Annotated in this window: 28 protein-coding genes and 1 pseudogene; 13 read left to right on the top strand and 16 right to left on the bottom strand. The window is 66.4% G+C overall.

Annotated features, from left to right (window positions below; translation table 11 throughout):
- The first annotated feature begins 5 nt into the window (after positions 1–5).
- Positions 6–719 carry a hypothetical protein gene (locus MSP7336_RS14455; protein WP_069394618.1) on the top strand — a complete coding sequence of 238 codons (714 nt, stop codon included), beginning with the start codon at positions 6–8 and terminating at the stop codon, positions 717–719.
- On the opposite strand, the gene MSP7336_RS14450 is transcribed toward MSP7336_RS14455, so the two are convergent.
- From MSP7336_RS14450 to MSP7336_RS14435, 4 genes are read right to left on the bottom strand one after another with little or no spacing between them, the layout of a single operon-like run.
- Positions 705–1,364 (bottom strand): TetR/AcrR family transcriptional regulator, encoded by a 660-nt coding sequence (locus tag MSP7336_RS14450; protein WP_069394617.1) that lies wholly within the window; start codon positions 1,362–1,364, stop codon positions 705–707. The genes MSP7336_RS14455 and MSP7336_RS14450 overlap by 15 nt on opposite strands.
- A gap of 4 nt (positions 1,365–1,368) precedes the next feature.
- Positions 1,369–2,541 carry a radical SAM family heme chaperone HemW gene (hemW, locus tag MSP7336_RS14445; protein WP_069394616.1) on the bottom strand — a complete coding sequence of 391 codons (1,173 nt, stop codon included), beginning with the start codon at positions 2,539–2,541 and terminating at the stop codon, positions 1,369–1,371.
- A gap of 36 nt (positions 2,542–2,577) precedes the next feature.
- The gene (locus tag MSP7336_RS14440) at positions 2,578–2,949 is read right to left on the bottom strand and encodes a transglycosylase family protein (RefSeq protein WP_069394615.1); all 372 of its coding nucleotides are present in this window, start codon (positions 2,947–2,949) and stop codon (positions 2,578–2,580) included.
- Complete coding sequence (locus MSP7336_RS14435) at positions 2,946–3,476, bottom strand: hypothetical protein (RefSeq protein WP_113963991.1); 531 nt, start codon at positions 3,474–3,476, stop codon at positions 2,946–2,948. Before MSP7336_RS14435 ends, MSP7336_RS14440 begins: the two co-directional genes overlap by 4 nt.
- Before the next feature lie 108 nt (positions 3,477–3,584).
- Between MSP7336_RS14435 and MSP7336_RS24685 the strand changes: the two genes are divergently transcribed.
- From MSP7336_RS24685 to MSP7336_RS14415, 4 genes are all read left to right on the top strand, one after another.
- Positions 3,585–3,713, top strand: a complete 129-nt coding sequence (locus MSP7336_RS24685; RefSeq protein WP_372507670.1) for an Ms4527A family Cys-rich leader peptide — start codon at positions 3,585–3,587, stop codon at positions 3,711–3,713.
- 112 nt (positions 3,714–3,825) lie between these two features.
- On the top strand, positions 3,826–5,502 hold the full coding sequence (locus MSP7336_RS14425) for a nitrite/sulfite reductase (protein WP_069394614.1): 1,677 nt from the start codon (positions 3,826–3,828) through the stop codon (positions 5,500–5,502).
- Positions 5,499–6,227: a phosphoadenylyl-sulfate reductase gene (locus tag MSP7336_RS14420; protein ID WP_113963990.1), complete on the top strand. Its 729-nt coding sequence runs from the start codon at positions 5,499–5,501 to the stop codon at positions 6,225–6,227. Before MSP7336_RS14425 ends, MSP7336_RS14420 begins: the two co-directional genes overlap by 4 nt.
- Positions 6,206–6,919 carry a sirohydrochlorin chelatase gene (locus tag MSP7336_RS14415; RefSeq protein ID WP_113963989.1) on the top strand — a complete coding sequence of 238 codons (714 nt, stop codon included), beginning with the start codon at positions 6,206–6,208 and terminating at the stop codon, positions 6,917–6,919. The genes MSP7336_RS14420 and MSP7336_RS14415 overlap by 22 nt, the downstream gene beginning before the upstream one ends.
- A gap of 80 nt (positions 6,920–6,999) precedes the next feature.
- Here the strand turns inward: MSP7336_RS14415 and MSP7336_RS14410 are convergent, their stop codons facing one another.
- The 6 genes from MSP7336_RS14410 to MSP7336_RS14390 form a co-directional block, all read right to left on the bottom strand.
- The gene (locus tag MSP7336_RS14410) at positions 7,000–8,046 is read right to left on the bottom strand and encodes a sulfate/molybdate ABC transporter ATP-binding protein (RefSeq protein WP_113963988.1); all 1,047 of its coding nucleotides are present in this window, start codon (positions 8,044–8,046) and stop codon (positions 7,000–7,002) included.
- Positions 8,043–8,858, bottom strand: a complete 816-nt coding sequence (gene cysW, locus MSP7336_RS14405) for a sulfate ABC transporter permease subunit CysW (RefSeq protein WP_113963987.1) — start codon at positions 8,856–8,858, stop codon at positions 8,043–8,045. The genes MSP7336_RS14410 and cysW overlap by 4 nt, the downstream gene beginning before the upstream one ends.
- A gap of 18 nt (positions 8,859–8,876) precedes the next feature.
- The gene (cysT, locus tag MSP7336_RS14400) at positions 8,877–9,701 is read right to left on the bottom strand and encodes a sulfate ABC transporter permease subunit CysT (protein ID WP_069394609.1); all 825 of its coding nucleotides are present in this window, start codon (positions 9,699–9,701) and stop codon (positions 8,877–8,879) included.
- Positions 9,698–10,720 (bottom strand): sulfate ABC transporter substrate-binding protein, encoded by a 1,023-nt coding sequence (locus MSP7336_RS14395; protein ID WP_113963986.1) that lies wholly within the window; start codon positions 10,718–10,720, stop codon positions 9,698–9,700. Before MSP7336_RS14395 ends, cysT begins: the two co-directional genes overlap by 4 nt.
- Before the next feature lie 120 nt (positions 10,721–10,840).
- Positions 10,841–10,933: an Ms4533A family Cys-rich leader peptide gene (locus tag MSP7336_RS24680; protein WP_372507671.1), complete on the bottom strand. Its 93-nt coding sequence runs from the start codon at positions 10,931–10,933 to the stop codon at positions 10,841–10,843.
- A gap of 137 nt (positions 10,934–11,070) precedes the next feature.
- Positions 11,071–11,292 (bottom strand): hypothetical protein, encoded by a 222-nt coding sequence (locus MSP7336_RS14390; RefSeq protein ID WP_232320931.1) that lies wholly within the window; start codon positions 11,290–11,292, stop codon positions 11,071–11,073.
- Between the two features lie 16 nt (positions 11,293–11,308).
- Here MSP7336_RS14390 and MSP7336_RS14385 point away from each other — a divergent pair, with 16 nt between their 5' ends.
- Together MSP7336_RS14385 and MSP7336_RS14380 are read left to right on the top strand one after the other, a co-directional pair.
- Positions 11,309–12,541, top strand: a complete 1,233-nt coding sequence (locus MSP7336_RS14385) for an FAD-dependent oxidoreductase (RefSeq protein ID WP_113963985.1) — start codon at positions 11,309–11,311, stop codon at positions 12,539–12,541.
- A gap of 33 nt (positions 12,542–12,574) precedes the next feature.
- The gene (locus MSP7336_RS14380; RefSeq protein ID WP_069394676.1) at positions 12,575–14,584 is read left to right on the top strand and encodes a glycoside hydrolase family 15 protein; all 2,010 of its coding nucleotides are present in this window, start codon (positions 12,575–12,577) and stop codon (positions 14,582–14,584) included.
- An 88-nt stretch (positions 14,585–14,672) separates the two neighbouring features.
- Here MSP7336_RS14380 and lepA read toward each other — a convergent pair.
- Positions 14,673–16,624, bottom strand: a pseudogene (lepA, locus tag MSP7336_RS14375) (translation elongation factor 4).
- Here lepA and MSP7336_RS14370 point away from each other — a divergent pair.
- Entirely contained in the window at positions 16,612–17,223 is a 612-nt protein-coding gene (locus MSP7336_RS14370) for a type II toxin-antitoxin system PemK/MazF family toxin (protein WP_113963984.1), read from the top strand. The pseudogene lepA and the gene MSP7336_RS14370 overlap by 13 nt on opposite strands.
- Before the next feature lie 10 nt (positions 17,224–17,233).
- On the opposite strand, the gene MSP7336_RS14365 is transcribed toward MSP7336_RS14370, so the two are convergent.
- On the bottom strand, positions 17,234–17,662 hold the full coding sequence (locus tag MSP7336_RS14365; protein WP_113964923.1) for a CBS domain-containing protein: 429 nt from the start codon (positions 17,660–17,662) through the stop codon (positions 17,234–17,236).
- 377 nt (positions 17,663–18,039) lie between these two features.
- Between MSP7336_RS14365 and MSP7336_RS14360 the strand changes: the two genes are divergently transcribed.
- Positions 18,040–18,882 (top strand): ribonuclease Z, encoded by an 843-nt coding sequence (locus MSP7336_RS14360; protein WP_113963983.1) that lies wholly within the window; start codon positions 18,040–18,042, stop codon positions 18,880–18,882.
- On the opposite strand, the gene MSP7336_RS14355 is transcribed toward MSP7336_RS14360, so the two are convergent.
- A complete protein-coding gene (locus MSP7336_RS14355; RefSeq protein WP_113963982.1) occupies positions 18,883–19,572 on the bottom strand; it encodes a hypothetical protein in 690 nt (229 codons plus the stop codon).
- 153 nt (positions 19,573–19,725) lie between these two features.
- On the opposite strand from MSP7336_RS14355, the gene rpsT reads away from it, so the two are divergent.
- A complete protein-coding gene (gene rpsT / locus MSP7336_RS14350; protein ID WP_113963981.1) occupies positions 19,726–19,986 on the top strand; it encodes a 30S ribosomal protein S20 in 261 nt (86 codons plus the stop codon).
- 4 nt (positions 19,987–19,990) lie between these two features.
- Here rpsT and holA read toward each other — a convergent pair whose 3' ends face one another.
- The 3 genes from holA to MSP7336_RS14335 form a co-directional block, all read right to left on the bottom strand.
- Positions 19,991–20,950: a DNA polymerase III subunit delta gene (holA, locus tag MSP7336_RS14345; RefSeq protein WP_113963980.1), complete on the bottom strand. Its 960-nt coding sequence runs from the start codon at positions 20,948–20,950 to the stop codon at positions 19,991–19,993.
- On the bottom strand, positions 20,947–22,440 hold the full coding sequence (locus tag MSP7336_RS14340) for a ComEC/Rec2 family competence protein (RefSeq protein WP_113964922.1): 1,494 nt from the start codon (positions 22,438–22,440) through the stop codon (positions 20,947–20,949). The genes holA and MSP7336_RS14340 overlap by 4 nt, the downstream gene beginning before the upstream one ends.
- 83 nt (positions 22,441–22,523) lie before the next feature.
- The gene (locus MSP7336_RS14335) at positions 22,524–23,381 is read right to left on the bottom strand and encodes a ComEA family DNA-binding protein (RefSeq protein ID WP_069394602.1); all 858 of its coding nucleotides are present in this window, start codon (positions 23,379–23,381) and stop codon (positions 22,524–22,526) included.
- Positions 23,382–23,639: 258 nt separating this feature from the next.
- Here MSP7336_RS14335 and MSP7336_RS14330 point away from each other — a divergent pair, with 258 nt between their 5' ends.
- The 3 genes from MSP7336_RS14330 to MSP7336_RS14320 are packed head-to-tail and all read left to right on the top strand — an operon-like array spanning position 23,640 to position 26,049.
- Positions 23,640–23,855: a hypothetical protein gene (locus MSP7336_RS14330; RefSeq protein WP_069394601.1), complete on the top strand. Its 216-nt coding sequence runs from the start codon at positions 23,640–23,642 to the stop codon at positions 23,853–23,855.
- Positions 23,856–23,857: 2 nt separating this feature from the next.
- Positions 23,858–24,844 carry an NAD-dependent epimerase/dehydratase family protein gene (locus MSP7336_RS14325; protein ID WP_113964921.1) on the top strand — a complete coding sequence of 329 codons (987 nt, stop codon included), beginning with the start codon at positions 23,858–23,860 and terminating at the stop codon, positions 24,842–24,844.
- Positions 24,845–24,888: 44 nt separating this feature from the next.
- Complete coding sequence (locus MSP7336_RS14320) at positions 24,889–26,049, top strand: acyl-CoA dehydrogenase family protein (protein WP_113963979.1); 1,161 nt, start codon at positions 24,889–24,891, stop codon at positions 26,047–26,049.

Here is a 26,049-nt window from a genome sequence, read left to right as displayed (position 1 = left end):
TTGCCGTGCTGTTCCTGCATGAGACACACAAGGTCGTCGGCGCGCACGAGGACGACTTCGAAGCTGCCTATCGAGAGGGCTGGATGCCCACCCTCGCGCAGGAGGACAACGCCCGGCTGCTCTGGTACACCAACCACGCGCACGGCACGGGTGTGTCCTACAACGTCGTCACCATCACCGGCATCGCCGATGGTGCGGCGTGGGAGAACCTGGCCCGTCGCGTTCAGCAGGGCGACCTGGCTGCCTGGGCGCGCGAGCTGGACAGTTTGCGCCACGACGTGACGGGAAAGATCCTGCTGCCCGTCGACTGGTCGCCGCTACAAGAGGTGGACTTGGCCAGCGTGCCCACCGACGGTGCGACCCACCCGTTGAGCCTGTTCATGGAAGACACCGGATGGCCGCACGCCCCGCTGGACGACTACATCCGCTGCTGGGACGAGATCTACTACCGCCCCATGTCGCAGGCACCCCCGGGCATGCGGGTGCTCGAGATCCAGGGCTGCTTTCAGGTCGCACATGGCAGTTACAAACGACGCGAGGCCATGCTGTGGCAGAAAATCGACCCGTCCAACAACTACGAGGCGCTCATGCACCTGCTGACGACCGACCTTCCTGTCGAGCGCCGTGCACCGGGCAGTTACATGTTCGATGCGCTCCAGTACCGCGATCAGTGGGAAAGCCGGCTCTTGCGGACGTCCGCGTGGTCACCCCTGTACTGAGTCGTTGTGCCGTATCTGGGCGACAGGGTCGAGGCAGACCCCGATTTCACGAAGGTAATGGTCGATGATCAGCCAGGCGTGGGTGGTGAGTCGGTCGATCAGCTGCTCACGCGTATCGGCTCGCCGGCTCAGCCAGTCCAGAATCGACGCGTTGATCATTCCGGTCAGTCCCACCACGATCGCGACCGCAGTATCGGGGTTGTCACCAAAACGCGGGAAATAACGTGCCCCGACCTCAGCGAGTTGGGCCATGAAGTCATGCCCTTCGGAGTTGCGCCGATGCGAACTGCGCTGGTAGCCGCGGCTGACGAGAAACCGGTACAGGTTGGGATGAGTGTCGGCCCAAACCGCCTGGGCCGCGATCGGCGCGCGGATCACCTCACGCGGTGATCCGCTCAAATCCACCCGTTTGAGGACTTCGGCTCGCAATTCCCGGTATGCGCTGCGGGCTACCGCCAGGTCGAGTTCGTCTTTGCTCGAAAAGTGTCGGTACACATTGGGCCGGGCCAATCCGGCCCGCTCGGCGATCTGCCCGGTCAATGCGTCCGGGCCATACTCTTCGATGACCGCCCGAGCGGCCTGCAGGATTTGCTCACGCCGTGCGAGCCGCGCCGGGCTTTCAGCCTGTGCAGGTGGCGCTACCACCGGCTCACCCTAGCAGCGTGCGCACCACCGCGTCGGCCAGTAGCCTTCCACGATCGGTGAGCACCAGCGCCTCGCCTTGGGCGGCCAGCAGCCCGTCGTCGACAGCGGTTGCGGCGCGGGCACGCTCGTCGGTGTCCAGCAACTCGAGCGGCAAACCCCGGCGCAGCCGAATCCGCAGCATCACGTCCTCGGTGTGCATGTCATCGACGCTGAGTTGTTCGAAACCGGCCACCGGCAGCGCTGTCTCGGCCAGTCGCTGCGCATACGTATTGGGGTGTTTGACATTCCACCACCGGGTTGCGCCGACGAAGCTGTGCGCTCCGGGGCCGGCCCCCCACCACTGCCCCCCGTTCCAGTACCCGATGTTGTGCCGGCACTCTGCCCCCGGGCGGCTCCAGTTCGACACCTCATACCAGTCCATGCCGGCGTCGCGCAGCCGCGCGTCGACCAGCTCGTAACGCTGCGCGAGAACGTCGTCGTCGGGAGGGGCCAGCTCGCCGCGCCGGATGCGTCGGGCCAGCGCGGTGCCGTCCTCGACGATCAGCGAGTACGCCGACACATGGTCGGCGCCGGCTTCGAGGGCCGCGTCCACCGACCGGCTCAGGTCGTCGTCGGACTCCCCCGGCGTGCCGTAGATCAAGTCGAGGTTGACGTGCTCGAAGCCGGCCGCCAATGCCTCGCCGGCCGCGGCCGCGGCCCGGCCCGGTGAGTGCACCCGGTCCAACGTGGCCAGCACCCGCGGCGCGACCGACTGCATGCCCAGCGAGATGCGGGTGTAGCCGGCCGACCGCAGCGCGTCGAACATTTCCGGTGTGGTCGATTCGGGGTTGGCCTCCGTGGTGATCTCGGCGTCCGGCGCGAGGCTGAAGTGCTCGCGCACCATGTCGAGCAGCGCGCACAACCGCGCGCTGCCCAGCAGCGACGGGGTGCCCCCGCCGACGAACACCGTGTCCGCGGTCGGCCCGCCCAGGCGCGCGGCTGCCGCCTCGAGTTCCGACCTCAACACCTGAAGCCAGGCGTCGGGATTGACGCCACCCAACTCAGCCGGCGTATAGGTGTTGAAGTCGCAGTACCCACACCGGGTCAGGCAGAACGGCACGTGCAGATAGACGCCGAACGGCGCGCCGGGCCTCAGCTGCACGTCGGGCAGGGTGACCGGTGCGGAGGGGGCCGTCATGCCACCCCATCATCCCCGCTCATCCCCGACCGCGAGTCAGGTCAGGCTGTCCAGGAACGTCAGCATCTGGGTGAGCGAACCCACCGGCGATACCGTCGAATTGCTGCGGGACGAACATTTCGGCCACGCGTCAGGCCCTTGGGCGGCCATGATCCGCTTTCCCACTTGGATCTGCTCCAGCCGGCTGGCGTCATCGGGGAACTTGGCAAACCCGTCGCCACCGTGGGCGCGCCACGTCGGAGCACTGATCTGCAAGCCGCCGTAGAAACCGTTGCCGGTGTCGGCTGCCCAGTTTCCACCGGATTCGCATTGCGCGATGGCGTCCCAGTTGACCGGCTCCGCGGTGGCGATGGTCGGGATTGCTGCCACCGCGCTCAGGGCTGTTATCACTGCGGCGATGTTTTTCATTGCAACTCAACCTTGCTGGCCAGCCAACGGCCGTCGACCTTGTCCATGGTCATCTTGATGCGGCTTCGATCGATCTCCGGATCGGGATCGTCTGAGGTGTTCACCGCCTGCTCAACGTCGTACACGAGCTCAACTCTGCTGGGAGTGGCCGACCGGACCGTCGAATCGACGATGGTGCCGTGGGTCGTTGCATCGTGATCCAGCAACATCATGCGCAGCACCCCATTCGACTTGCCGTACCGGGCTTTGAATTCACCGGTGGAGTTGGCCAGGATTTCTTTGATGCTCGAGTCCATCGACTTGCTGTCGAGGTTGATCAACGTGAGGACGTACTTGTTGGCCACGCTCGAAGCTTGAGACGCCGCGACGTCCTTTTGATGTCGTTCATCCCACGACCAGGCAAAATATCCCCCGGCACCGGCCAGTACCGCGGCCAGGGCGACAGCGGCGACCCAGCGGCGGCGCCGGCCCACGGCGTGTTTTTCGTCACTGCCGTCGGGCAATGCGGCATCTCCCGGACTTTCCATTGCAGCCACCTATCTGTTCTGTCTGTTCTTCAGCCAGCACATTCGCGACCGAAACGGTCACATCCGAGCGATTTTTGCTCACGGTGATCACAATTCCGACCCGGTCGGATGGCTTTTCGGCATCCATGGCACAATGGCCGGGTGACCGCCGCCCACCGCAGCCAGCTCCGTATTGCCTTGGTGGCGCGTCGGCACATCGATCTCAAGCGCGTCTGCAGCTGTCGCTGTCTGCCTTGATGTCGTAGACCCGCCCACCCTGTACTTGCAGCTGGCCGCGGATCTGCGCCGCCGGACAGCAACCGGTGATGTGCGCGTTCCCAGCCGGCCCTCCGCATAAGGAGACCGCCGAATGACGACCACCCGCCCCGCGGGACCCGCCAAAACCCGCAGCGAGGGCCAGTGGGCGCTCAATGAGCGTGAACCGCTCAATGCCACCGAGCAGCTCAAGTTCGACGACGCCCCGCTCAACGTGCGAGCCCGCGTCGAAAACATCTACGCCAAGCAGGGTTTCGACAGCATCGACAAGACCGATCTGCGTGGCCGGTTCCGCTGGCTGGGGCTCTACACCCAGCGCGCGGAGGGCTATGACGGCACCTGGACCGGCGACGACAACGCAGACCTGCTCGAGGCCCGTTACTTCATGATGCGGGTGCGCACCGACGGCAAGCCGTTGTCGGTCACAGCGCTGCGCACGCTGGGGCAGGTCTCGACCGAATTCGCACGAGACACCGCCGACATCTCGGATCGGGAAAACGTGCAATTTCACTGGATCGAGATCGAGAACGTCCCGGAGATCTGGCGGCGGCTGGAAGCGGTCGGCCTGCAGACCACCGAGGCCTGCGGGGACTGCCCGCGCGGCATGCTCGGTTCGCCGCTGGCCGGTGACTCGCTCGACGAGGTGCTCGACGCCAGCCCCGCCCTCGACGAGATCGTGCGGCGCTACATCGGCAAACCCGAGTACGCGAACCTGCCGCGCAAGTACAAAACGGCGGTATCCGGCCTGCAGGATGTCGCACACGAGCTCAACGACGTGTCGTTTGTCGGGGTCAACCACCCCGAGCACGGCCCGGGCCTGGACCTGTGGGTCGGCGGCGGGCTGTCCACGAATCCGATGCTGGCCCAACGGGTCGGCGTCTGGGTGCCGCTGGACGAGGTGCCCGATGTGTGGGAGGCCGTCACCTCGGTGTTCCGCGACTATGGCTACCGGCGGCTGCGGTCCAAGGCCCGGCTGAAGTTCCTGATCAAGGACTGGGGCGTCGAAAAGTTCCGCGAAGTGCTCGAGACCGAATACCTCAAGCGGCCGCTGATCGACGGTCCCGCTCCCGAGCCGGTCAAGCATCCCATCGACCACGTCGGCGTGCAGCGGCTCAAGAACGGACTCAATGCCATCGGGGTGGCCCCGATCGCCGGGCGGGTCTCCGGCAGCACCCTGTCGGCGGTGGCCGACCTCATGGAGCGCGCCGGATCCGACCGGGCCCGTTTCACGGCGTATCAGAAGCTGATCATTCTCGACGTCCCTGACGCCATGCTCGACGAGACGATCGCCGGCCTGGACGCACTGGGCCTGCCATCGCGGCCGTCACACTGGCGTCGAAACCTGATGGCGTGCAGCGGAATCGAATTCTGCAAGCTGTCGTTCGCGGAGACCCGTGGGCGCTCCCAGGTGCTGGTGCCCGAGTTGGAGCGAAAGCTGGAAGACATCAACGCCCAACTCGATGTCCCGATCAGCATCAACATCAACGGCTGCCCCAACTCGTGTGCGCGAATTCAAGTGGCCGACATCGGTTTCAAAGGCCAGATGGTTGACGACGGCCACGGCGGCTCGGTCGAGGGCTTCCAGGTACACCTGGGTGGCAGCCTCGGTCTCGACAGCGGGTTCGGCCGCAAACTGCGCCAGCACAAGGTCACCAGCGATGAACTGCCCGACTACATCGACCGGGTGGTGCGCAACTTTGTCAAACAACGCGACGAGGGCGAGCGGTTCGCCAGCTGGGCGGCCCGTGCCGACGAGGCGGACCTGCGATGAACTTCACTGAGGCAGAACTGCGGGAGCTGGCCGCGCGTGGCGCGGCGGAGATGGACGGCGCCAGCGCCACCGACCTGCTGCGCTGGACCGACGAGAACTTCGGCGGCGTCCACGGCCCGCGCGGGGCGGCGACCTGTAATTACGTGGTGGCCTCCAACATGCAGGACGCGGTACTGGTCGACCTGGCGGCCAAAGTGCGCCCGGGTGTGCCGGTGCTGTTCTTGGACACCGGTTATCACTTCGTGGAGACCATCGGCACCCGCGACGCGGTGGAGGCGGTCTACGACGTGCGGGTGCTCAACGTCACGCCCGAGCAAACCGTCGCCGAGCAGGATGCGCTGTTGGGCAAGGACCTGTTCGCCCGCGAACCCAACGAATGCTGCCGGCTGCGCAAGGTGGAGCCGCTGGCCAAGGCGCTGCGCGGCTACTCGGCCTGGGTGACCGGGTTGCGCCGGGTCGAGGCGCCCACCCGAGCCAACGCCCCATTCATCAGCTTCGACGAGGCGTTCAAGCTGGTGAAGATCAATCCGCTGGCCGCGTGGACCGACCAGGACATGGACGACTACATCGCCGAAAACGATGTGCTGGTGAATCCCCTTGTCTACGAAGGCTATCCGTCGATCGGTTGTGCTCCGTGCACGGCGAAGGTGGCTGACGGCGCCGATCCGCGCAGCGGACGGTGGCAAGGCACCGGCAAGATCGAATGCGGGTTGCACGCCTCGTGACAACCCTGGTGTTGGCCGCACACGGCAGCGCCGATCCGCGTTCAGCCGCCAATGCGCACGCCGTCGCCGGTCGGCTGCGGCGGCTGCGGCCAGGCCTGGATGTGCGCGTGGCGTTCTGCGAGCTGAACTCACCAAGGCTGCCCGAGGTGCTCAGCCCGGGCGCGGTGGTGACACCGTTCTTGCTGGCCGACGCCTATCACGCGCGGATGGATATCCCCAGGCAAATCGCGGATTTCAGCGAGGTGCGTCAAGCCGAGGTGCTCGGCGACGACGAGCGACTGGTGGCCGTCCTGCGCGAAAGACTTGCCGAAGTAGGGATTTGCGGGCACGAGCCGAATCTCGGCGTCGTGGTGGCGGCGATCGGGTCTTCTCATGTCGCGGCGAACGCGCGCACGGCTTCCGTTGCTGTACGGCTGGCGTCGGGCACCCGTTGGGCGGGTGCGACGACGGCGTTCGCGACCGGACCCGGGCCGAGGCTGGCGGAAGCTGTCGAGGCATTGCGGCGGGACGGGGCCGAACGGCTGGTGATCGCGCCGTGGTTTTTGGCGCCAGGGCGACTGCTCGATCGAATGGCGGAATACGCACGCGGCGAGGACATTCCGATGGCGGCGCCGTTGGGCGCGCATCGGTTGGTGGCCGCGACGGTGTTGGACCGCTACGACGCGGCGTTGGCCGAGGTTATGGCTGCTTGACTTGCTGCGCCGAAATCGACGTTAGCGGGCGAAAGTTCGAGTAGCGGTCGCGCTGACGTCGATCTCGGCGCAAAGCCGCGTCAGGTCAGGGCGTCAGCCCGGTCTGGATGGAGCTCAAAGGAGATCGGCGGCACCCGGGTGGCCCCGACATAGACGGTGTCCCCCTCTTTGAGGCCCAGCGCCTCGGCGTCACCGCGGGTGATCTGCGCGGTGAATTGGCCGCCGGTAGCGGCACTGGTCAACTCGACCCGCACCTCGAAGCCCAGCATCACCACCCGGTCGATGGTGGCCCGAATGATGCCGGTGGACCGCGCGGCGGCGTCACTGGCGAAGATCTTCATGTCGGGGCTGCGACCAACCCGGATGTCATGCGGGCGCACCAGGGTTCCGTTCAGTGAGGACACCGCCCCCAGAAACGACATCACGAACGCGTTGACGGGCGCGTCGTAGACCTCGGCCGGCGACCCCACTTGCTCGATGCGGCCCTTGTTGAGCACCGCGATACGGTCGGCGACGTCGAGCGCCTCGGCCTGGTCGTGCGTCACCAGCACCGTGGTGACATGCACTTCGTCGTGTAATCGGCGCAGCCAGGCCCGCAAATCCTCCCGAACCTTGGCGTCCAGCGCACCGAACGGCTCGTCGAGCAGCAACACTTGTGGGTCGACCGCCAATGCGCGCGCCAGCGCCATGCGCTGGCGCTGACCACCGGAGAGCTGATTGGGGTAACGGGTCTGAAAACCGCTGAGCCCCACCACTTCGAGCAGGTTGTCCACCTTCTGCTTGATCTCGGCCTTGGGGCGCCGGCGGATCTTCAATCCGAATGCGACGTTGTCGCGGACCGTCAGATGCTTGAACGCCGCATAGTGCTGGAACACGAACCCGATTCCGCGCTGCTGCGGCGGCACCCCGGTGACGTCGCGACCGTTGATCGTCACGGTCCCGGTGTCGGGCTGATCGAGTCCGGCGATGGCGCGCAGCAGCGTCGACTTGCCCGAACCGCTGGGTCCCAGCAGCGCCGTGAGCGAGCCCGCGGGCACCGTAAAGTCGACGTTGTCGAGTGCGACGAAGTCACCGTGCCGCTTGTTGGCGCCCCGCACGATGATCGCGTCAGACTCTTGAGCGGTCATATCGTCTCCTTACCAGAGCGCCGCGCGTCCAGCACCACCTGGACAATCAGCACCAGCACCGACACCGACATCAACAGCGTCGACAGTGCGTAGGCACCGTATTCGGCGCCCCGGTTGTAGCGGTCCGATACCAACAGGGTCAATGTCTGCGACTGTCCCGGCAGGTTCGACGACACGATGAGCACAGCACCGTATTCGCCGAGTGTGCGGGCGATCGTCAGCACCACGCCGTAGGTCAGGCCCCACCGGATCGACGGCAGGGTGACCCGCCAGAACGTCTGCCACCACGACGAGCCCAGCGTCGCGGCGGCCTCCTCCTGATCGGTTCCCAGCTCATGCAGCACTGGTTCGACCTCGCGCACCACGAATGGCAGGGTGACGAAGATGCTGGCCAGCACGATGCCGGGTAGACCGAAGATGATCTTGAGTCCGAAATCGTTTTCGACGAAACCGAGCACGCCGGCCGACCCCCACAGCGCGATCAGCGCCACACCGACGATCACCGGTGAGACGGCGAACGGCAGGTCGATGATGGCCTGCAACACGCCTTTGCTGCGGAACCTGCTGCGGGCCAGCATCAATGCCGTGGGTATACCGAAGATCACGTTCAGCGGTACCACGATCGCGACCACCAGCAGCGACAACTGCAACGCTGACACCGCGGCCGGAGTGCTCACCCAAGCGAAGAATTGGCCGAAGCCCGGCGCGAACGTGCGCCAGAGGATCAACGCGACCGGCACGATGAGTAACAACGCGAGATAGGCCAGCGCCACACAGCGAATCAAGTAGCGCACCGGCGAAGAGAGGGTCATGAGCTCCTCCTCATCGCTTCATCCCGCCAACTCCTCGCGTTTGGCCGCGCGTGAGCCCAGCGTGCGCAAGATGAACAGCACGACGAATGAGATACCCAATAGCACGATGGATATCGCCGCGGCGCCAGTACGGTCGTCGTTCTCGATCAACGTGCGAATCCACTGCGAGGAGACTTCGGTTTTGCCCGGCACCGCCCCGCCGATGAGCACCACCGAACCGAACTCGCCGATCGCCCGCGAAAAGGCCAGCCCGGCACCGGATAACAACGACGGCATCAGCGAGGGCAACACCACCGAGGTGAAGATCGTCGCGTTGTTGGCCCCCAGGGAGGCTGCTGCTTCCTCGGTCTCGCGGTCGATTTCGAGCAGTACCGGTTGCACCGCCCGCACCACGAACGGCAGCGTGACGAACGCCAGCGCGACCGCCACGCCCCACCCGGTGTGCTGCAGATGCAGGCCGACTGGGCTGTGCGGGCCGTACAGCGCGAGCATCACCAGGCTGGCGACGATGGTGGGCAACGCGAACGGCAAATCGATGATGGTGTCGACCAGCCGCTTGCCGGGGAAATCGTCACGCACCAGCACCCAGGCGATCAGCAGACCGAACACCACGTTCAACACGGTGACACCGGCTGCAATGGTCAGTGTGACCCGGAAAGAGGCGAGCGCAGCATTCGACGTGACCGCCAACCAGAAAGCGTGCCAACCACTGCCGGCGGCTTGCCAGGCGATCGCCGCCAGCGGCAGCAACACGATGACCGACAGCCACATCACGGCCGCGCCGACCCGTAACGAGGTGCTAGCGCGGCGCACCTCGCTCAGGTTGGGAAGTACCGCCGTCATCCGGTGGTCCGCATATAGATCTCGGTGATGCTGCCGGTCGTCTTGTCGAACAGTCGCGGGTCCACCGTGTCCCAGCCACCGAGGTCGGTGATCGTCCACAGTTTCCGCGGCACCGGGAACTGGTCGCGAACTTCGGCGGCGACGGACGGGTCGACGGGACGGAATCCCGCTGCTGCCCAGAGCTTCTGCGCCTGTGCCGTGTACTGGAAATTCTTGAACGCGGTGGCCAGCTCCAGATGAGCGCTGCTGGTCACCACCGCCAGTGGATTCTCGATTTTAAACGTTTGCGGCGGGTTGACGTGGGTGATCGGCTTGCCTTGCCGCTCAGTGGCGATCGCCTCGTTTTCATAACTGATCAGGACGTCGCCGCTGCCCTGCACGAACACGTCGGTGGCTTCGCGCCCGGAGCCCGGACGCAGTTTGACGTGCTGGCTCACCAACTGGTTCACGAAGTCGATGCCGGCCTGGGGATTTCGGCCGCCCTCGCTTTTGACGGCGTACGGGGCGAGCAGATTCCATTTGGCCGAGCCGGAACTGAGCGGACTGGGCGTGATGACCTCCACGCCGGGCTTGAGCAGGTCGTCCCAATCTTTGATGTTCTTCGGATTCCCTTGCCGCACCACCAAGGTCACCACCGATCCAAACGGGATACCTTTGGTGGCGTCCTTGTCCCAGTCCTTGGAAACTTTGCCCGCCTTGACAAGCCGGGTGATGTCGGGTTCGACCGAGAAGTTCACGATATCGGCCGGCTTACCAGCAGCGACACCACGAGACTGGTCGGCCGAAGCCCCGTACGAGGTGATCACCTGAACGCCCTTGCCCTGCTCCGAGGCGTTGAACGCCGGAATCACCTTGCTCCAGCCGGGTTCCGGCGCCGAATACGCAACCAGCGTGATACTGGTGTGCGCATTGGCTGGCCCGCTCCCGCCGACGACGTCGCTGGCGCCGCCGTGACATGCCGTCAGGCCGGCCGCCAGCGCGAGTGCGGCGATGCGCCCCGCTTTGACGTGTTGGAGCATTGACGACCTTTCGTGCCGGACTAGATGAGGATTTCGCCCGCTATGACAAGTCCTGGCCGGAATTGATCATTTGCTGAGTTTGACCATCACCGACACCAGACCGTGCGCGGGTGTTTCAGGTCAGTGGCAACAGTGCACGTCAGCTACAGCGCAATCACCCACGGCAATGAGCGCCAACACATAGCACTCTTTGTTGCCGGTCGCAGCGTGCATGTCGCGAAGCCTAACAGAATTCGCCGGACCGCCATTCGACGCGGGCGCGTGTCAATGGGTCAGCAGCCAGGTGACGATGACCAGCACAACCAGCACGACCAGCACCAGCGTCACCCGTGAACGCGGCATGCCGCCTGTCATCGCGGTTCTTCGTCGGTGGGACGGGTGCGGCGCGTCGGCCGAACAGCCTGGATGACGCGTATCCCGCGGCCGAGCCCGGCGTCCAGCACCAGCGCGATGAGGTAGGCCAGCGCCAGCACGACGGGCATCACCACAATGGTTTGCAGGACGAAGCCCAGCCCCGATAGCCACAGTTCGACGCCGTCCCACCAACTGAGGAACCCGCCCACCCGGCTCACCCTATAGCCTCAGCGAATGGCACCGGTACCCGAAGAAACCACCTGCGCGATCGTCGGTGGCGGCCCGGCCGGGGTGATGCTCGGGCTGCTGTTGGCCCGGGCCGGCGTGCAGGTCACTCTGCTGGAAAAGCACGATGATTTCCTTCGCGACTTCCGCGGCGACACCGTGCATCCGACCACGCTGCGGCTGCTCGACGAGCTGGGCCTCTGGGAGCGCTTTACGACGTTGCCCTACAGCGAAGTTCGAAACATGACCTTCGAATCGAACGGGCGCCCGGTGACGTTTGCCGACTTCGGGCGCTTGCGTCAGCCGCACCCGTATGTCGCCATGGTGCCGCAATGGGACCTGCTGAACCTGCTCGCCGAAGCTGCTCAGGCTGAGCCGACATTCACCCTGCGGATGGGCACCGAAGTCACCGGCCTGCTGCGAACAGGTGACCGGGTCACCGGGGTGCGCTACCAAGGGCCGGACGGCGCCGGTGAACTGCACGCCGAGTTGACGGTGGGGTGCGACGGCCGCTCATCCACCGTCCGCCAAGACGCCGCACTGCCCGGACACGACTACCCGGTGAACTTCGATGTGTGGTGGTTCAGGCTGCCATTCAAAGACAGTGACGGTGCCGCGCAGTTCTCGTTGCTGCCTCGCATTGGCTTCAAGAAAGCCGTCCTCCCGATTCCCAGGAGGGGCTATTTCCAAATCGCTTACCTCGGCCACAAAGGGACCGACGCCGAGTTGCGTGCCCGAGGCATCGACGCGTTTCGCCACGAGATCGCCGAACTGTTTCCGGAAGCAGCAGAATCGGTGGCCACCCTGAAATCCATGGACGACATCAAGCACCTCGACGTAAAGCTCAACCGGCTGCGCCGCTGGCACCGCGACGGACTGCTGTGCATCGGCGACGCGGCGCACGCGATGTCGCCGGCAGGGGGCGTCGGCATCAATTTGGCGATCCAAGACGCTGTCGCGGCCGCGACAGTGCTCGCCGAACCGCTGCGCCGGCACCGGGTCACCAGCCGAGACCTTGCGGCTGTGCGGCGCCGGCGCCGGCTGCCGACAGCGGTAACCCAGGCAGTGCAGCGGGTGTTACACCGCGTGGTGCTCGAACCGATTTTTCAAGGTCAGGACCCGACGCAATCACCGGTCGTGCCGGCGATCATGGGCCGATTGCCGTGGCTTTCGGTCGTGCCCGCCTACTTCGTCGGGGTCGGGGTCCGGCCCGAACACGCGCCACGCTACGCGCGTCGCTAGACGTCGACGATGTCGGCAGCCCATGATGTCGGCATGGTGTTGCACGCCGAGCCTGCCGACGAGACCGCCGAGGCCGCCGGCAAGGCCGCGGAAACGTTCACCATCACCTCGCCGGTGCCGTTCGCATCGGGCGTGTCGGCGCGCAACCCGTTTCCGCCGATCGCCGACTATGCATTTCTGTCCGACTGCGAGACAACCTGCTTGATCTCACCGGCCGGCTCGGTGGAATGGCTGTGTGTGCCGCGGCCAGACTCGCCGAGTGTGTTCGGCGCGATCCTGGACCGCAGCGCCGGCCACTTCCGGTTGGGGCCCTACGGGGTGTCGGTGCCCTCAGCGCGGCGCTACCTGCCCGGCAGCCTGATCATGGAAACCACCTGGCAGACCCCCACCGGCTGGATGATCGTGCGAGACGCGCTGGTGATGGGCCCATGGCACGACATCGAGCGGCGCTCGCACACGCATCGTCGCACCCCGATGGACTGGGACGCGGAGCATATCCTGCTGCGGACCGTGCGCTGCGTCAGTGGGACCGTGGAGCTGATGCTGAGTTGCGAGCCGGCATTCGACTATCACCGGACCAGCGCCACCTGGGAGTACTCCGCCAACGCTTACGGCGAAGCGGTCGCGGCGGCCAAAAGCAGCCCCGACGCTCATCCGACGCTGCGGCTGACGACGAATCTGCGGCTGGGTCTGGAGGGCCGGGAAGCACGAGCGCGAACCCGGCTGAAAGAGGGCGACGACGTGTTCGTCGCGCTGAGCTGGTCCAAGCACCCGGCGCCGCAGACCTATGACGAGGCCGCCGACAAGATGTGGCAGACCACCGAGTGTTGGCGGCAGTGGATCAACATCGGGAATTTCCCCGACCATCCGTGGCGGTCCTACCTGCAGCGCAGCGCGCTCACGTTGAAGGGCCTGACATATTCGCCCACTGGCGCGCTGCTGGCGGCCAGCACCACCTCGCTTCCGGAAACCCCGCAGGGGGAACGCAATTGGGACTACCGCTACGCGTGGATCCGCGATTCGACCTTCGCCTTGTGGGGGCTCTACACGCTGGGGCTGGACCGCGAGGCCGACGACTTTTTCGCGTTTATCGCCGACGTGTCCGGTGCCAACAACGGCGAACGTAATCCGCTGCAGGTGATGTATGGCGTCGGCGGCGAGCGCAGTCTCGAGGAAGCCGAACTGCCGCACTTGTCCGGTTATGACCATGCGCGGCCGGTGCGGATCGGCAACGGCGCCTACAACCAGGACCAACACGACATCTGGGGCAGCATTCTCGACTCGTTCTACCTGCACTCCAAGTCGCGTGAGCAGATCCCCGAGACCCTGTGGCCGGTGCTCAAGAAGCAGGTGGAAGAGGCGGCGAAGCATTGGCGTGAGCCCGACCGGGGCATCTGGGAGGTGCGCGGCCAGCCGCAGCACTTCACGTCATCGAAAGTGATGTGCTGGGTCGCGCTGGACCGGGGCGCCAAGCTGGCCGAGCGCCAAGGCGAGAAAAGCTACGCGCAGAAATGGCGGGCGATCGCCGAAGAAATCAAGGCCGACATCCTCGAACACGGGGTGAACGCCAACGGAGTGTTCAAACAGCACTACGACACCGACGCGCTGGATGCCTCGCTGCTCATGGTGGTGCTCACGCGATTCTTGCCGCCGGACGACCCGCGGGTGCGCGCGACGGTACTGGCGATCGCCGACCACCTCACCGAGCAGGGCCTGGTGCTGCGCTACCGCGTCGAGGAGACCGACGACGGGCTCACCGGCGAGGAGGGCACCTTCACCATCTGCTCGTTCTGGCTGGTGTCCGCGCTGGTCGAAATCGGCGAGGTCAGCCGCGCCAAGCACCTGTGCGAGCGGCTGCTGTCCTACGCCAGCCCGCTGCACCTGTACGCCGAGGAAATCGAGCCGCGCACCGGCCGCCATCTGGGGAATTTCCCGCAGGCGTTCACCCATCTGGCGCTGATCAACGCCGTGGTGCACGTGATTCGCGCCGAGGACGAAGCCGATTCCACCGGCGGCTTCCAGCCCGCAAACGCGCCGATGTAGGCCAGCCTTCTTTGGCGCGAACGTGCGCAGATGTACGCCTGCACGCCAGAAATTGCGTACAACTGCGCACCCTCGCGCAAGTGCGGCCTTACTTTTTCGTTTTGTCGCCCGTGGCGTCGGTGGACAACGCGGCGACGAAAGCTTCCTGCGGCACGTCCACCCGACCAATGGTCTTCATCCGCTTCTTGCCTTCCTTCTGCTTTTCCAGCAGTTTGCGCTTGCGGGTGATGTCACCGCCATAGCACTTGGACAGCACATCCTTGCGGATCGCGCGAATATTTTCTCGCGCAATTATTTTAGAGCCGATCGCCGCCTGCACCGGCACCTCGAACTGCTGTCGCGGAATGAGCTCTTTGAGTTTGGTGGTCATCTTGTTGCCGTAGGCGGCTGCGGCGTCCTTGTGCACGATCGCGCTGAACGCGTCGACAGGCTCGCCCTGCAACAGGATGTCGACTTTGACCAGCGACGCCTCTTGCTCGCCGGCCTCCTCGTAGTCGAGGCTGGCGTAGCCGCGCGTGCGCGACTTCAGCGAGTCGAAGAAGTCAAAGATGATCTCGCCCAACGGCATTGTGTAGCGCAACTCCACGCGCTCCGGCGACAGGTAGTCCATGCCGCCCATCTCGCCGCGACGGGATTGGCAGAGTTCCATGATCGTGCCGATGAATTCACTGGGCGCGATGATGGTGGTCTTCACGATCGGCTCGTAGACCGTTTTGATCTTGCCGTCCGGCCAGTCCGACGGGTTGGTCACCCGCACCTCGGTCCCGTCGTCCTTGATCACCCGGTACACCACGTTGGGTGAGGTGGAGATCAGATCGAGGTCGAACTCGCGCTCCAAGCGCTCGCGGGTGATCTCCATGTGCAGCAGGCCCAAAAACCCGCAGCGGAAACCGAAGCCCAGCGCCACCGAGGTTTCCGGCTCGTAGGTGAGCGCTGCGTCGTTGAGCTGCAACCGATCCAGCGCGTCGCGCAGGTTTGGATAGTCCGACCCGTCGACGGGATACAGGCCGGAGTAGACCATCGGCCTGGGTTCGCGGTAACCGGTCAACGGTTCGGTGGCGCCGTGGCGGGCCGTCGTCACCGTGTCGCCGACCTTGGACTGGCGCACGTCCTTCACTCCGGTGATCAGGTACCCGACCTCCCCCACACCCAGACCGTCGCTGGGCTTGGGTTCGGGCGAGACGATCCCGACCTCGAGCAGTTCGTGGGTGGCGCCGGTCGACATCATCGCAATGCGTTCGCGCGGGACGATCTTGCCGTCGACCACCCGCACGTAGGTCACCACACCGCGGTAGATGTCATAGACCGAGTCGAAAATCATTGCCCGAGTGGGAGCTTCAGCGTCACCCTGCGGCGGGGGAACCTGCTTGACGACCGCATCCAGCAGCTCGGCCACACCCTCGCCGGTCTTGCCGGAGACGCGCAGCACGTCGCCGGGTTCGCAGCCGATGATGTGGGCGATCTCGGCGGCGTAACGGTCGGGCTCGGCGGCGGGCAGGTCGATCTTGTTGAGCACCGGGATGATCACCAGGTCGCGGTCCAACGCCAGATACAGGTTGGCCAGCGTCTGCGCTTCGATGCCCTGTGCGGCGTCGACCAGCAGAACCGCGCCCTCACAGGCGGCCAGCGCCCGCGACACCTCGTAGGTGAAGTCGACGTGGCCGGGGGTGTCGATCAGATGCAGCACGTAGTCCTGGTTCCCCACTCGCCAGGGCAGCCGCACGTTCTGCGCCTTGATGGTGATGCCGCGTTCGCGTTCGATGTCCATCCGGTCGAGGTATTGCGCGCGCATCGACCGTTCGTCGACGACACCGGTCAGCTGCAACATCCGATCGGCCAGCGTGGACTTGCCGTGATCGATGTGGGCGATGATGCAGAAGTTCCGAATCTGCGCCGGCGCCGTGAAGGTCTGGTCGGCGAAACTGCTGATGGGAATCTCCTGGTGGACGGGTCCTGCGCGGTATGTCCAGGGTATCGGGGCAAGCGCGCGCGGACACAATCGCGCCGGGCAGTCCTATGCTGCGAATATGCCGTCTCCAGGGAAAGGGCAGTGGAAGACGCTGCAGGGGTTTCAGAGAAGTCTGGGAAACCTGGTCTTCAACGAGGCGCCGAAATTCATCCGCCAGCTGCAGAACTCGCCGGCGATGCGGGAGGGCATCCAGCGGGGCATCAAGCTCGGTATCGACGTTCTCACCGGCTCGGCGTCCGAACCACCGGCCGAGATCAGCACGGGCCGTCCGGTAACCCGCGTCAGCGTCCCCACCGCGCACCGCGCCCGAAAGCTCGTCTACGCCCCCGACCTCGACGGTCGCGCTGACCCGGGCGAGATCGTGTGGACCTGGGTTGCCTACGAAGACGACCCCACCCGCGGCAAGGACCGCCCCGTCCTGGTGGTCGGCCGCGACCGGCACACCCTGCTCGGGCTGATGCTGTCCAGCCAGCAGCCCCACAGCGCCGACCGCAACTGGGTCGGAATCGGCAGCGGCAGCTGGGATGACGAGCGCCGACCGAGCTGGGTACGCCTGGACCGGGTGCTCGACGTGCCGGAGGAGGGCATCCGCCGGGAGGGCGCGATCCTGCAACGCGAAACCTTCGACATGGTGGCCGCCCGGCTGCGCGCCGACTACTCGTGGAGCTGAGCCGTCCGGCTCAGCCCTGGGTGATGTAGGACTGCAGCTGCTGGTGCTCGGCCAGCAATTGTTCGATACGGCTCTTGACGACGTCGCCGATACTGACGATCCCGAGCAGTTTTCCGCTCTCGATCACCGGGACATGCCGGACGCGATTCTGAGTCATCAGCACACTGATGTCGTCCACCGAGTCGGACCTGGTGCACGTCGACACCACGGCCGTCATGATCTTCTTGACCGGCCGGGCCAGCAGGCTGGCGCCGTGCTTGTGCAGTGCGCGTACCACGTCGCGCTCCGAAACAATGCCCGCAACACCATCGGGGCCAGACACCACCATGGCACCGATGTTGTGCTCGGCCAGACCGGCAAGCAATTCAGCCACCGTCGCGTCGGGATTGATGGTCATCACCGCCGCGCCCTTGTTCCGCAACACATCCGCAATTCGCATCCAGGCCTCCCGCCAGTTGTGATCGGATTCACACCAGGCTACGGCCATTTTTCGTTGCGTGGGGGTCAGAACCGAAACTCATACGTCGGCCGGCGTTCGCTACGGCGCCGTTGCGGCTGAACGAAGCCTGAGAACACAGTCCCGCAACCGGGGAGGCCGGCGACGGCGGCAACGGCGGCGACGCTCCGGATCCCGGTGCGGCCGGCCGGCCAGGCCAACCGGGTACCGCGGAGGTCAACGGGACCGACAGCACGGCGACACCCGGCGCGGCCCGGGTCGCCCGGCACCCAAACGTAGGGCTCGTCGGCTGATCGCGAGGCGTAACGGCGCCTCGCTATCTGCCCCGCGGGGACGTGTCGACTGGGCATGATGTGGTCATGATCGACATCACCCTGCTCGGCACCGGAAGCCCCATCCCCGACCCGGACCGGGCCGGGCCGTCGACGCTGGTCCGCGCCGGCGGACAAGCATTCTTGGTCGACTGTGGGCGCGGCGTGTTGCAGCGGATGGCCGCAATCGGCCTGGGCGCCAACGCATTATCGGCGCTGCTACTCACCCACTTGCACAGTGACCACATCGCCGATCTCGGCGACGTGTTGATCACCCGTTGGGTCACGACGTTCGCCCCCGAGCCGGTCCCGCTACCGATCATCGGGCCGCCGGGCACCGCGGACGTGGTCGAAGCGACCCTCAAAGCGTTCGGCCATGACATCGGCTACCGGATCGCTCACCACGCCGACCTAACCGCCGGGCCCGCGGTTGACGTGCACGAATACACCGAGGGTGCCGTGTGGGACCGCGACGGCGTTTCGATCCGGGTGACGCCGACTGATCACCGGCCGGTGACGCCGACCATCGGTTTTCGCATCGAGTCCGGCGGCGCTTCGGTTGTGCTGGCCGGCGACACCGTGCCCTGCGAGTCGTTGGACCAGCTGGCCTCGGCGGCGGATGCTTTGGTGCACACCGTGATTCGCAAAGACATCGTCGCTCAGCTACCGCAACAGCGGATCAGGGACATCTGCGACTACCACTCGTCGGTGGAGCAGGCCGCCGACACGGCGCAGCGCGCGGGTGTGGCGACCCTGGTGCTGACCCACTATGTGCCAGGGATGGTCTCGGGCCAAGAAGACCAGTGGCGCACGCTGGCGGCCGGTGCGTTCGACGGCCGGATCGAACTCGGCGATGACCTGCACCGGGTTGAAATCCATCCGCGCACCTGATCAAGTGGCGCGAACGTCGTTGCGCTGCAGCGGCAATAGCGCGGCGGCAACGAGAAGCCAGAGCAGCCCCGCTACCCGCGCGATAGGCAGCATCACTGCGAGCGGCGACCATATCAGCACCAACGTCGCCAGTTCGGCGAACGCGCCGATCCCCACTCCGACCCGAGCCAGAGTCTGGGGCAACAAGCGCAGTTTCAAACTGGGCATCGACATCCCGATCACAAGCAAACCCAGCGCCACGATGTGCGCGGGACCGCCGGTAAGAAAGGCCAGGTAATACAGCGCCCCAATCAAGTGTCTGTCCGGGCTGATGTCGGGCCGCGACAAGATCCAGCCGACCAAGCCCGTCGTCGCCAACGCGCCGGCGGCCAGGGTTCCGCCGGTCAGCGCGATCGTTGCAGCGACGGCGCTGGCCCCGAGCTGACGTAACCGCGCGCTGACCGTCGCCGCGTAAACCGCTAACGGCACCGCCGACGCAAACACACCGACCGCCATGACGTGCACGGCCGTCGGTTGGGTGGCGACGTAGTGCCGGATGGGCCCAGCCGGGCCGTACGGCAGCGGCATCACACCGCCGAGCACCACCCCGACGGCGATCGCCCCGAACAGCAGGCCTAGCGACAACGCGGCCCACACAACCAGCGGCAAGCCGCGGTGGCGCCCCTTCGCATCCGCCGCTGAACTATTCATGACCTGCACGATATGAGGCTTTCGCGCATCTGGCGATGATCGACTTCGGGCGAACTTGGGCACAACACGCCTCGACTGATACCCTGGTCAGTCGCTGGCCAGACATCTGGAAGCCCTAAAACTCCCCACTGAGATCGACGAAGGAACTGACGCGTGGCCAACATCAAGTCGCAGCAGAAGCGCAATCGCACCAACGAGCGTCGGCGTCTGCGCAACAAGTCGGTGAAGTCCTCGCTCCGCACGGCTATCCGCGCGTTCCGTGAGGCCGCCGAGGCCGGCGAGAAGGACAAGGCCGCCGAATTGCTGGTGTCAACCAGCCGCAAGCTGGACAAGGCGGCCAGCAAGGGCGTGATCCACAAGAATCAGGCGGCGAACAAGAAGTCGGCGCTGGCCCACGCGTTCAACAAGCTCTGAGCGCTCAGCGGTTCCGTCCGGCCAGTTCGGCCACCCTGCGTACCGCGGCCTCCAGCGCGTAATCGGCGTCGGCGGCCGCCCCCTTCACATCGGCGTTCAGGGCCGCGACGAGCCTCATCGCCGTCGCCACCGTGTCACGCGACCAGCCGCGGGCCTGCTTTTGCGCCTTCTGCACCCGCCACGGCGGCATGCCGAGTTCACTGGCCAGCCGGTACGGATCACCCGACATAGGTCCCACCCGGCCGATGGCGTGTATCGCCTCGGCCAGCGCGTCGGCCAACACCACATGCGGCTCGCCGCGCATCATCGCCCACCGCAACGCCTCGACCGCTCCTTCGACGTCGCCGACGACCGCCTTGTCGGCGATGTCGAATCCTTTCACTTCGGCTTTGCCACTGTGATAGCGCCGCACCGCGGAAACATCGACGTGGCCCGCGGTGTCGGCCACCAATTGTGAACAGGCCGAAGCGAGTTCGCGGATATCCGAGCCGATCGCGTCGAGCAGCGCGCTGACCGTATCTTGACTGACTTTGACGCCCAGCGAGCGAAACTCGTTGCGGACGAACTCAGCGCGTTCGCTGGGTTTGGTGATCCGTGCACAGTGGTGTACCTGCGCGCCGAGCGCCTGCAGCTGGCCGGCCAGTGCCTTCGCGCGCCCCCCACCGGAATGCACGACGACCAGCACCGTGCCCGCCGGGATGTCGCCTGCGGCTGAGGCGATCACCTCGGCGGCGTCCTTGCCCGCCTCGGCGGCGGCGTCGAGCACCACCAGCCGCTCGTCGGCGAACAATGACGGGCTCAGCAGCTCGGCGAGCTCGTAGGTGCTCACCTCGCCGGCCCGCAGCCGGCTCACCGGCACGTCCTCGGTGCCGGCCCGCTGCCGCGCCGACCGCATCACCTCGGCTACCGCCCGCTCGACGAGTAATTCCTCATCACCCAGCACGAGGTGTAACGCCTGGCTCACCGCTTGATCGTGTCATGGCCGGCCGACACAGACCCGCCCGGCACCAACCCCGACAACGACCAGGCCAGCAGGCCGATGGCGCAGATGGCCATCGCCACCCGAAACCACTGCCACCGCCAGAGCACCACCACCAGCACTGCCAGTTCGGCGACAAGCAGCACGCCGGCGACGCCGGACGGAACCGGCACGCTGGCCGCCGGCACGCCGGCGGCCCAGTGCGCGGCGTTGATCACCCACCACAACTCGGGTCCGGTGAACCGGATCAACAGCTGACCTCCGGCCGGCCAGAACACGCACAGCGCGGCCGCGGCGCTGCCGAGCACGGTGATCGGCGCGATCAGCGGCGCCACCGCGAGGTTGGCGCCCGCCGCGACCAGGCTGACCCGCCCGGAGATCCCGGCGATCAACGGGGCGGTCACCACCTGCGCGGCCCAGGCCACGCACATCGCGTCGGCCAGCGGTTTGGGCCAGCCCGCCGAGACCAGGCGCTGCGACCAGACCGGGGCGACCACGACCAGCGCGGCGGTGGCCACCACTGACAGCGCGAAGCCCACGTCGACTGCGAGCTGCGGGGCCACCGCCATCAACAGCAGCACGCTCGCCGACAGCGCCGGAATCGCTTGGCGGCGTCGGGCTGACAACACCCCCACCAACGCAATGGCGCCCATCACCGCTGCCCGCAGCACGCTGGCCGTCGGCTGCACCACGATCACGAACACCACCAAGGCGACAGCGGCCAGCGCCACTGCCACCCGCGGGCCCACCAGCCGCGCGGAGAACAGCACTGCACCGCAGACAATCGTCACGTTGGCCCCGGAGACGGCCATGAGATGCGTCAACCCGGCCGCCCGGAATTCCCGACTGGTCGTTGTCGTCACCGCCGATGTGTCGCCGAGCACCAGCGCGGGCAGCATGGCCGCTTGGCCGGCCGGCAGCACGCGGCGAGCCGCCGCGGCGAACCGAGTACGCACGGCGTGTGCTGCCCGGTGCGGCAACGCGGCGCGACCCGTCGTCGGCGCTCCGATTGCGTTGAGCACCGCCACCGTCAAGTCTCGGCGGGTGGGCCGGGTGATTCGCGCCCGGAACCGCAACGGCTGACCCACCATCACATCGTTGAAAGCGTGTGCCGGCGCGAAAACCACTACCCGGCCCGATATCTGCTGCTCGCCCAGCCGCTGGATCGTGGCGCGAACCATCAGCCGGGCGCCGCCAAGCGCCACCGCGCTTTCGCTGGGCGTCACCGAAACCTGCGCCGCCGTTCCGAACGCGGCGGTAATCGGATGGTGAGCGACCGCATTGGCGCGCAACGCAATTGCGAACCCAAAACCGGCGCCCACCAAACCGACTGCGGTCAGGCTTATGCCGATTGTCCGTAGCCGCGCAGTTCGGGTATCCGCGCGCCACAACAATGCGCCCACCAGAGCACCCAGACCGCATATCGCGCCGATGACTTTGCCGACGGGCCAGACGATCCCGGCGGCGGTGACCATCCAGCCGACCAGCGCGGCCGGCACCAGCCGCACATCCAGCCGCGGCGCCGCGGCGGTGCCGTCCAGCGGGTGCTGCACCGGCGTCAGACACGAACCAGCGCACGCAGCTTTTCCAGCCGCGCCGGGCCGATGCCGTCGACCTCGGCAAGCTGGTCGACGCTGTTGAATTCGCCGTGGGCTTCCCGCCACGCCACGATCGCGGCCGCGGTCACCGGCCCGACGCCGGGCAGGGTGTCCAACTGCTGAACGGTCGCGGTGTTCAGGTTGATCACGTCGCCGGGCTTGGGCGCCTCGGATGCCGCCGGCTTGCCCGGTGCCGTCGGCGCGCCGGCCGCGGGCGAGCCGGGGGTGACCGAACTGCCCAGTGCGGCCGGCTGGCCTTTGGGCGGCGCCACCCCGACCACGATCTGCTCCCCGTCGCCGACCGGGCGGGCCATGTTCAACCCGATGGTGTCCGCGCCGTCTGTTGCGCCGCCGGCCGCCTTGAGCGCGTCGGCGATTCGCGCGCCCGGCGCCAGCGTCACCAGTCCTGGACTGTGCACCAGGCCCACCACGCTGACCACCACCGGCTGGGCCGGCTCCCCCGACGGGCTTGGGCTCGGCGCTTTGCTTGCCGACGAGATCATTTCGACCGGAGGCAATTTGGCTGACACCACCGGCGTGGGCCGGTCGCGCACGAAGGTAAAGATGGTGACCAACACCGCGATCGCGGCGATCGCCGCGAGCGCGATGGCGCCGGCGCGACCCGGATCGGCGCGCACCCGTGCCAGCAGCCCGGAGCCCTGCTGCGTCGAGCTGTCCGGAAGCCAGCGCGGCAACAACGAATTCGGGTCACCGTCGGCGTCGGCGCCGTCGTCGGGGGCGTCGGCGGCGTCCTCTGCGGCATCGGCATGGGTGCCGAGGCGGCGGCGCAGACGCTCGGCGGGCAGTTCTGTTTGCATGCGCCGAACGGTAGGGGTGTCCACCCACGCGGCGGCCCCCGCCGCAGCCGGTGCCGCCCCTGGCTGTGGACCGACGCGCAACTGTGCACAATCGTGCGGGCCGACGGTTAGGCGGGCGACCACGTGGGTAGCCATGGGTATCAACAGGCGACCTCAGCCGCTCAGGAGGGGCACCCGGTACGCCTGGAAGGGTGGGGATCCTTGCTCGAGTCGCCGCTACTGTGAAGAACGACAGCACGCACCTGAAGGACGCAAAGCATGACCGGATCTGAGCACGAGCGGCAGGCCAGCATTGCCGAAATCCAGTCCGGCATCGAGCACACCCGCGGCCAATTCGGCGACACCGTCGACGCACACTCCGGCGAGGCCGACCGATCGAAGGCTCCGGCCAAGTCACCGGTGGCGGTGGTCGCTTCGGTCGCCGGCGTGACCGTGGCCGGCCTCATTTGGTGGCGCCGACGGCGCCGGCGCTGATCATGGGTCTCACCGTTGCGGTCACCGGGCCGACCGGCCAGATCGGCACGTCCGCTGTCACCGCGCTGGAACGTGACCCGGCCGTCGAGCGCATCATTGGCATGGCCCGCCGGCCCTTCGAGCCGTCGTCGCTGAGTTGGACCAAGACGATCTATCGGCAGGGCGACATTTTGGACCGCGAGGCGGTCGACGCGCTGGTCGCCGATGCCGACGTGCTGGTGCACCTGGCGTTCATCATCATGGGCTCCCGCGAGGAAAGCGAACGAGTGAACCTGGCCGGCAGCCGCAACGTCTTTGAAGCCTGCGCGGCCGGAGCCCACGACGGACACCCGCGGCGCCTGGTCTACACCTCGTCGGTGGCGGCCTACGGCTACCACTCCGACAATCCCGTGCCACTCACCGAGGACGTGCCGGTACGGGGCTCGCCGGAGCACTATTACTCCGCGCAGAAGGCCGCGTGCGAAGCCGCGCTCACGGAAATCACCGCGGGGTCGCCGCTCGAGGTGTTCATCCTGCGGCCCTGCATCGTCGCCGGCCCGCAGGCGCATGCCCTGGCCGACGCGATGCCCTGGAACCAGATTCCGTACGCGAGTGTGGTGACCCGCCTCTTGCCGATGCTCAAGCCTCCGGTCCCCGACCCGGGCAATCCGCTGCAGCTGGTCCATCACGACGACGTGGCCACGGCCATTGCGCTGGCCGCGACGAGTTCGGCCCCGCCGGGCGCCTACAACATCGCCGGCGACGGCGTGCTGTCGGTGTCCGATGTCGCCGAGGCCCTCGGCGGCCGGCCGGTACGGGTCCCGGCCGCCGCGGCGACCGCCACGTCGGCGGTGATCGCCCGACTGCCGTTCGTTCCCGCGCAAGCGGAGTGGCTGCATATCGCGCGCACCTCGATGGTGATGGACACCACCAAGGCCAAAACCCGGCTGGGCTGGCAGCCCACCTACACCTCGGCGCAAACCTTGGAGGCACTTGCGGCGTCGCTGTGAGCCGGGCGCTACCGTGCAGGGAGTTCCCAACAGAGGAGACGGCAATGCAACTGGCGCTCACGGCGGAGGAAGCAGCCTTCCGCGACGAGCTACGCAAGATCTACACCAGCGAGATCCCCGCCGACATTCGGGAGAGGACCCTGCTGGGCGAAGGCGTCAACCACGACGACATCGTCACCAGCCACAAAATCCTGCACAAGCACGGGCTGGCAGTGCCCAACTGGCCGGTCGAATGGGGCGGCAAGGATTGGACGAACACCCAGCTGCAGATCTGGCTCGACGAGATGCAGTTGGCCGGCGTGCCGGAACCGCTGAACTTCAACACCAAGATGGTCGGCCCGGTCATCGCCGAGTTCGGGTCGCAGGAGGTCAAAGAGCGATTCTTGCCGCCCACGGCCAACCTGGACATCTGGTGGTGCCAAGGGTTCTCCGAGCCCGAGGCCGGCTCGGATCTGGCCTCGCTACGCACCACCGCGGTGCGCGACGGCAACAGTTACGTCGTCAATGGGCAGAAGACCTGGACGACACTCGGCCAGTACGCGGACTGGATCTTTTGCCTGGTGCGCACCGACCCGCAGGCACCCAAGAAGCAGGCGGGCATCTCTTTTCTGCTTTTCGAGATGTCGACCCCGGGCGTCACGCTGCGACCGATCAAACTGATCGACGGTGGCTACGAGGTCAACGAGGTGTTTTTCGAAGACGTCCGGGTTCCCGCCGATCAGCTTGTCGGCGAAGAGAATCAGGGTTGGACGTACGCGAAGTTCCTGTTGGGCAACGAGCGAACCGGCATCGCCGCCGTCGGGCGAACCAAGGTACGGCTCGCAGAGGTCAAACGGCGTGCCACCGAAACGGGACTGATCGATGATCCACTTTTCGCTGCCCGGCTCGCAGAAGCCGAAAACGAAGTGCTGGCACTAGAACTCACCCAGATGCGGGTGGCGTCGGATTCGTCAGGCGGCAAGCCAAACCCGGCGTCATCGGTGCTCAAGCTGAGAGGCAGCCAGCTGCAGCAGACCGCAACCGAGCTGTTCGTGGAGGTGGCCGGACCCGATGCCCTGCCGTTCGACGCCGGTGACGACATCGCATCGCCGCAGTGGGCGCAACAATGCGCGCCGCGCTACCTGAATTACCGAAAGACATCGATTTACGGTGGCAGCAACGAAGTGCAGCGCACCATCATCGCGTCGACGATACTCGGATTGTAA

It is taken from the genome of Mycobacterium shimoidei, assembly GCF_900417275.1.
Classification (GTDB): domain Bacteria; phylum Actinomycetota; class Actinomycetes; order Mycobacteriales; family Mycobacteriaceae; genus Mycobacterium; species Mycobacterium shimoidei.
This window is presented reverse-complemented; position numbering and strand designations above follow the sequence as displayed.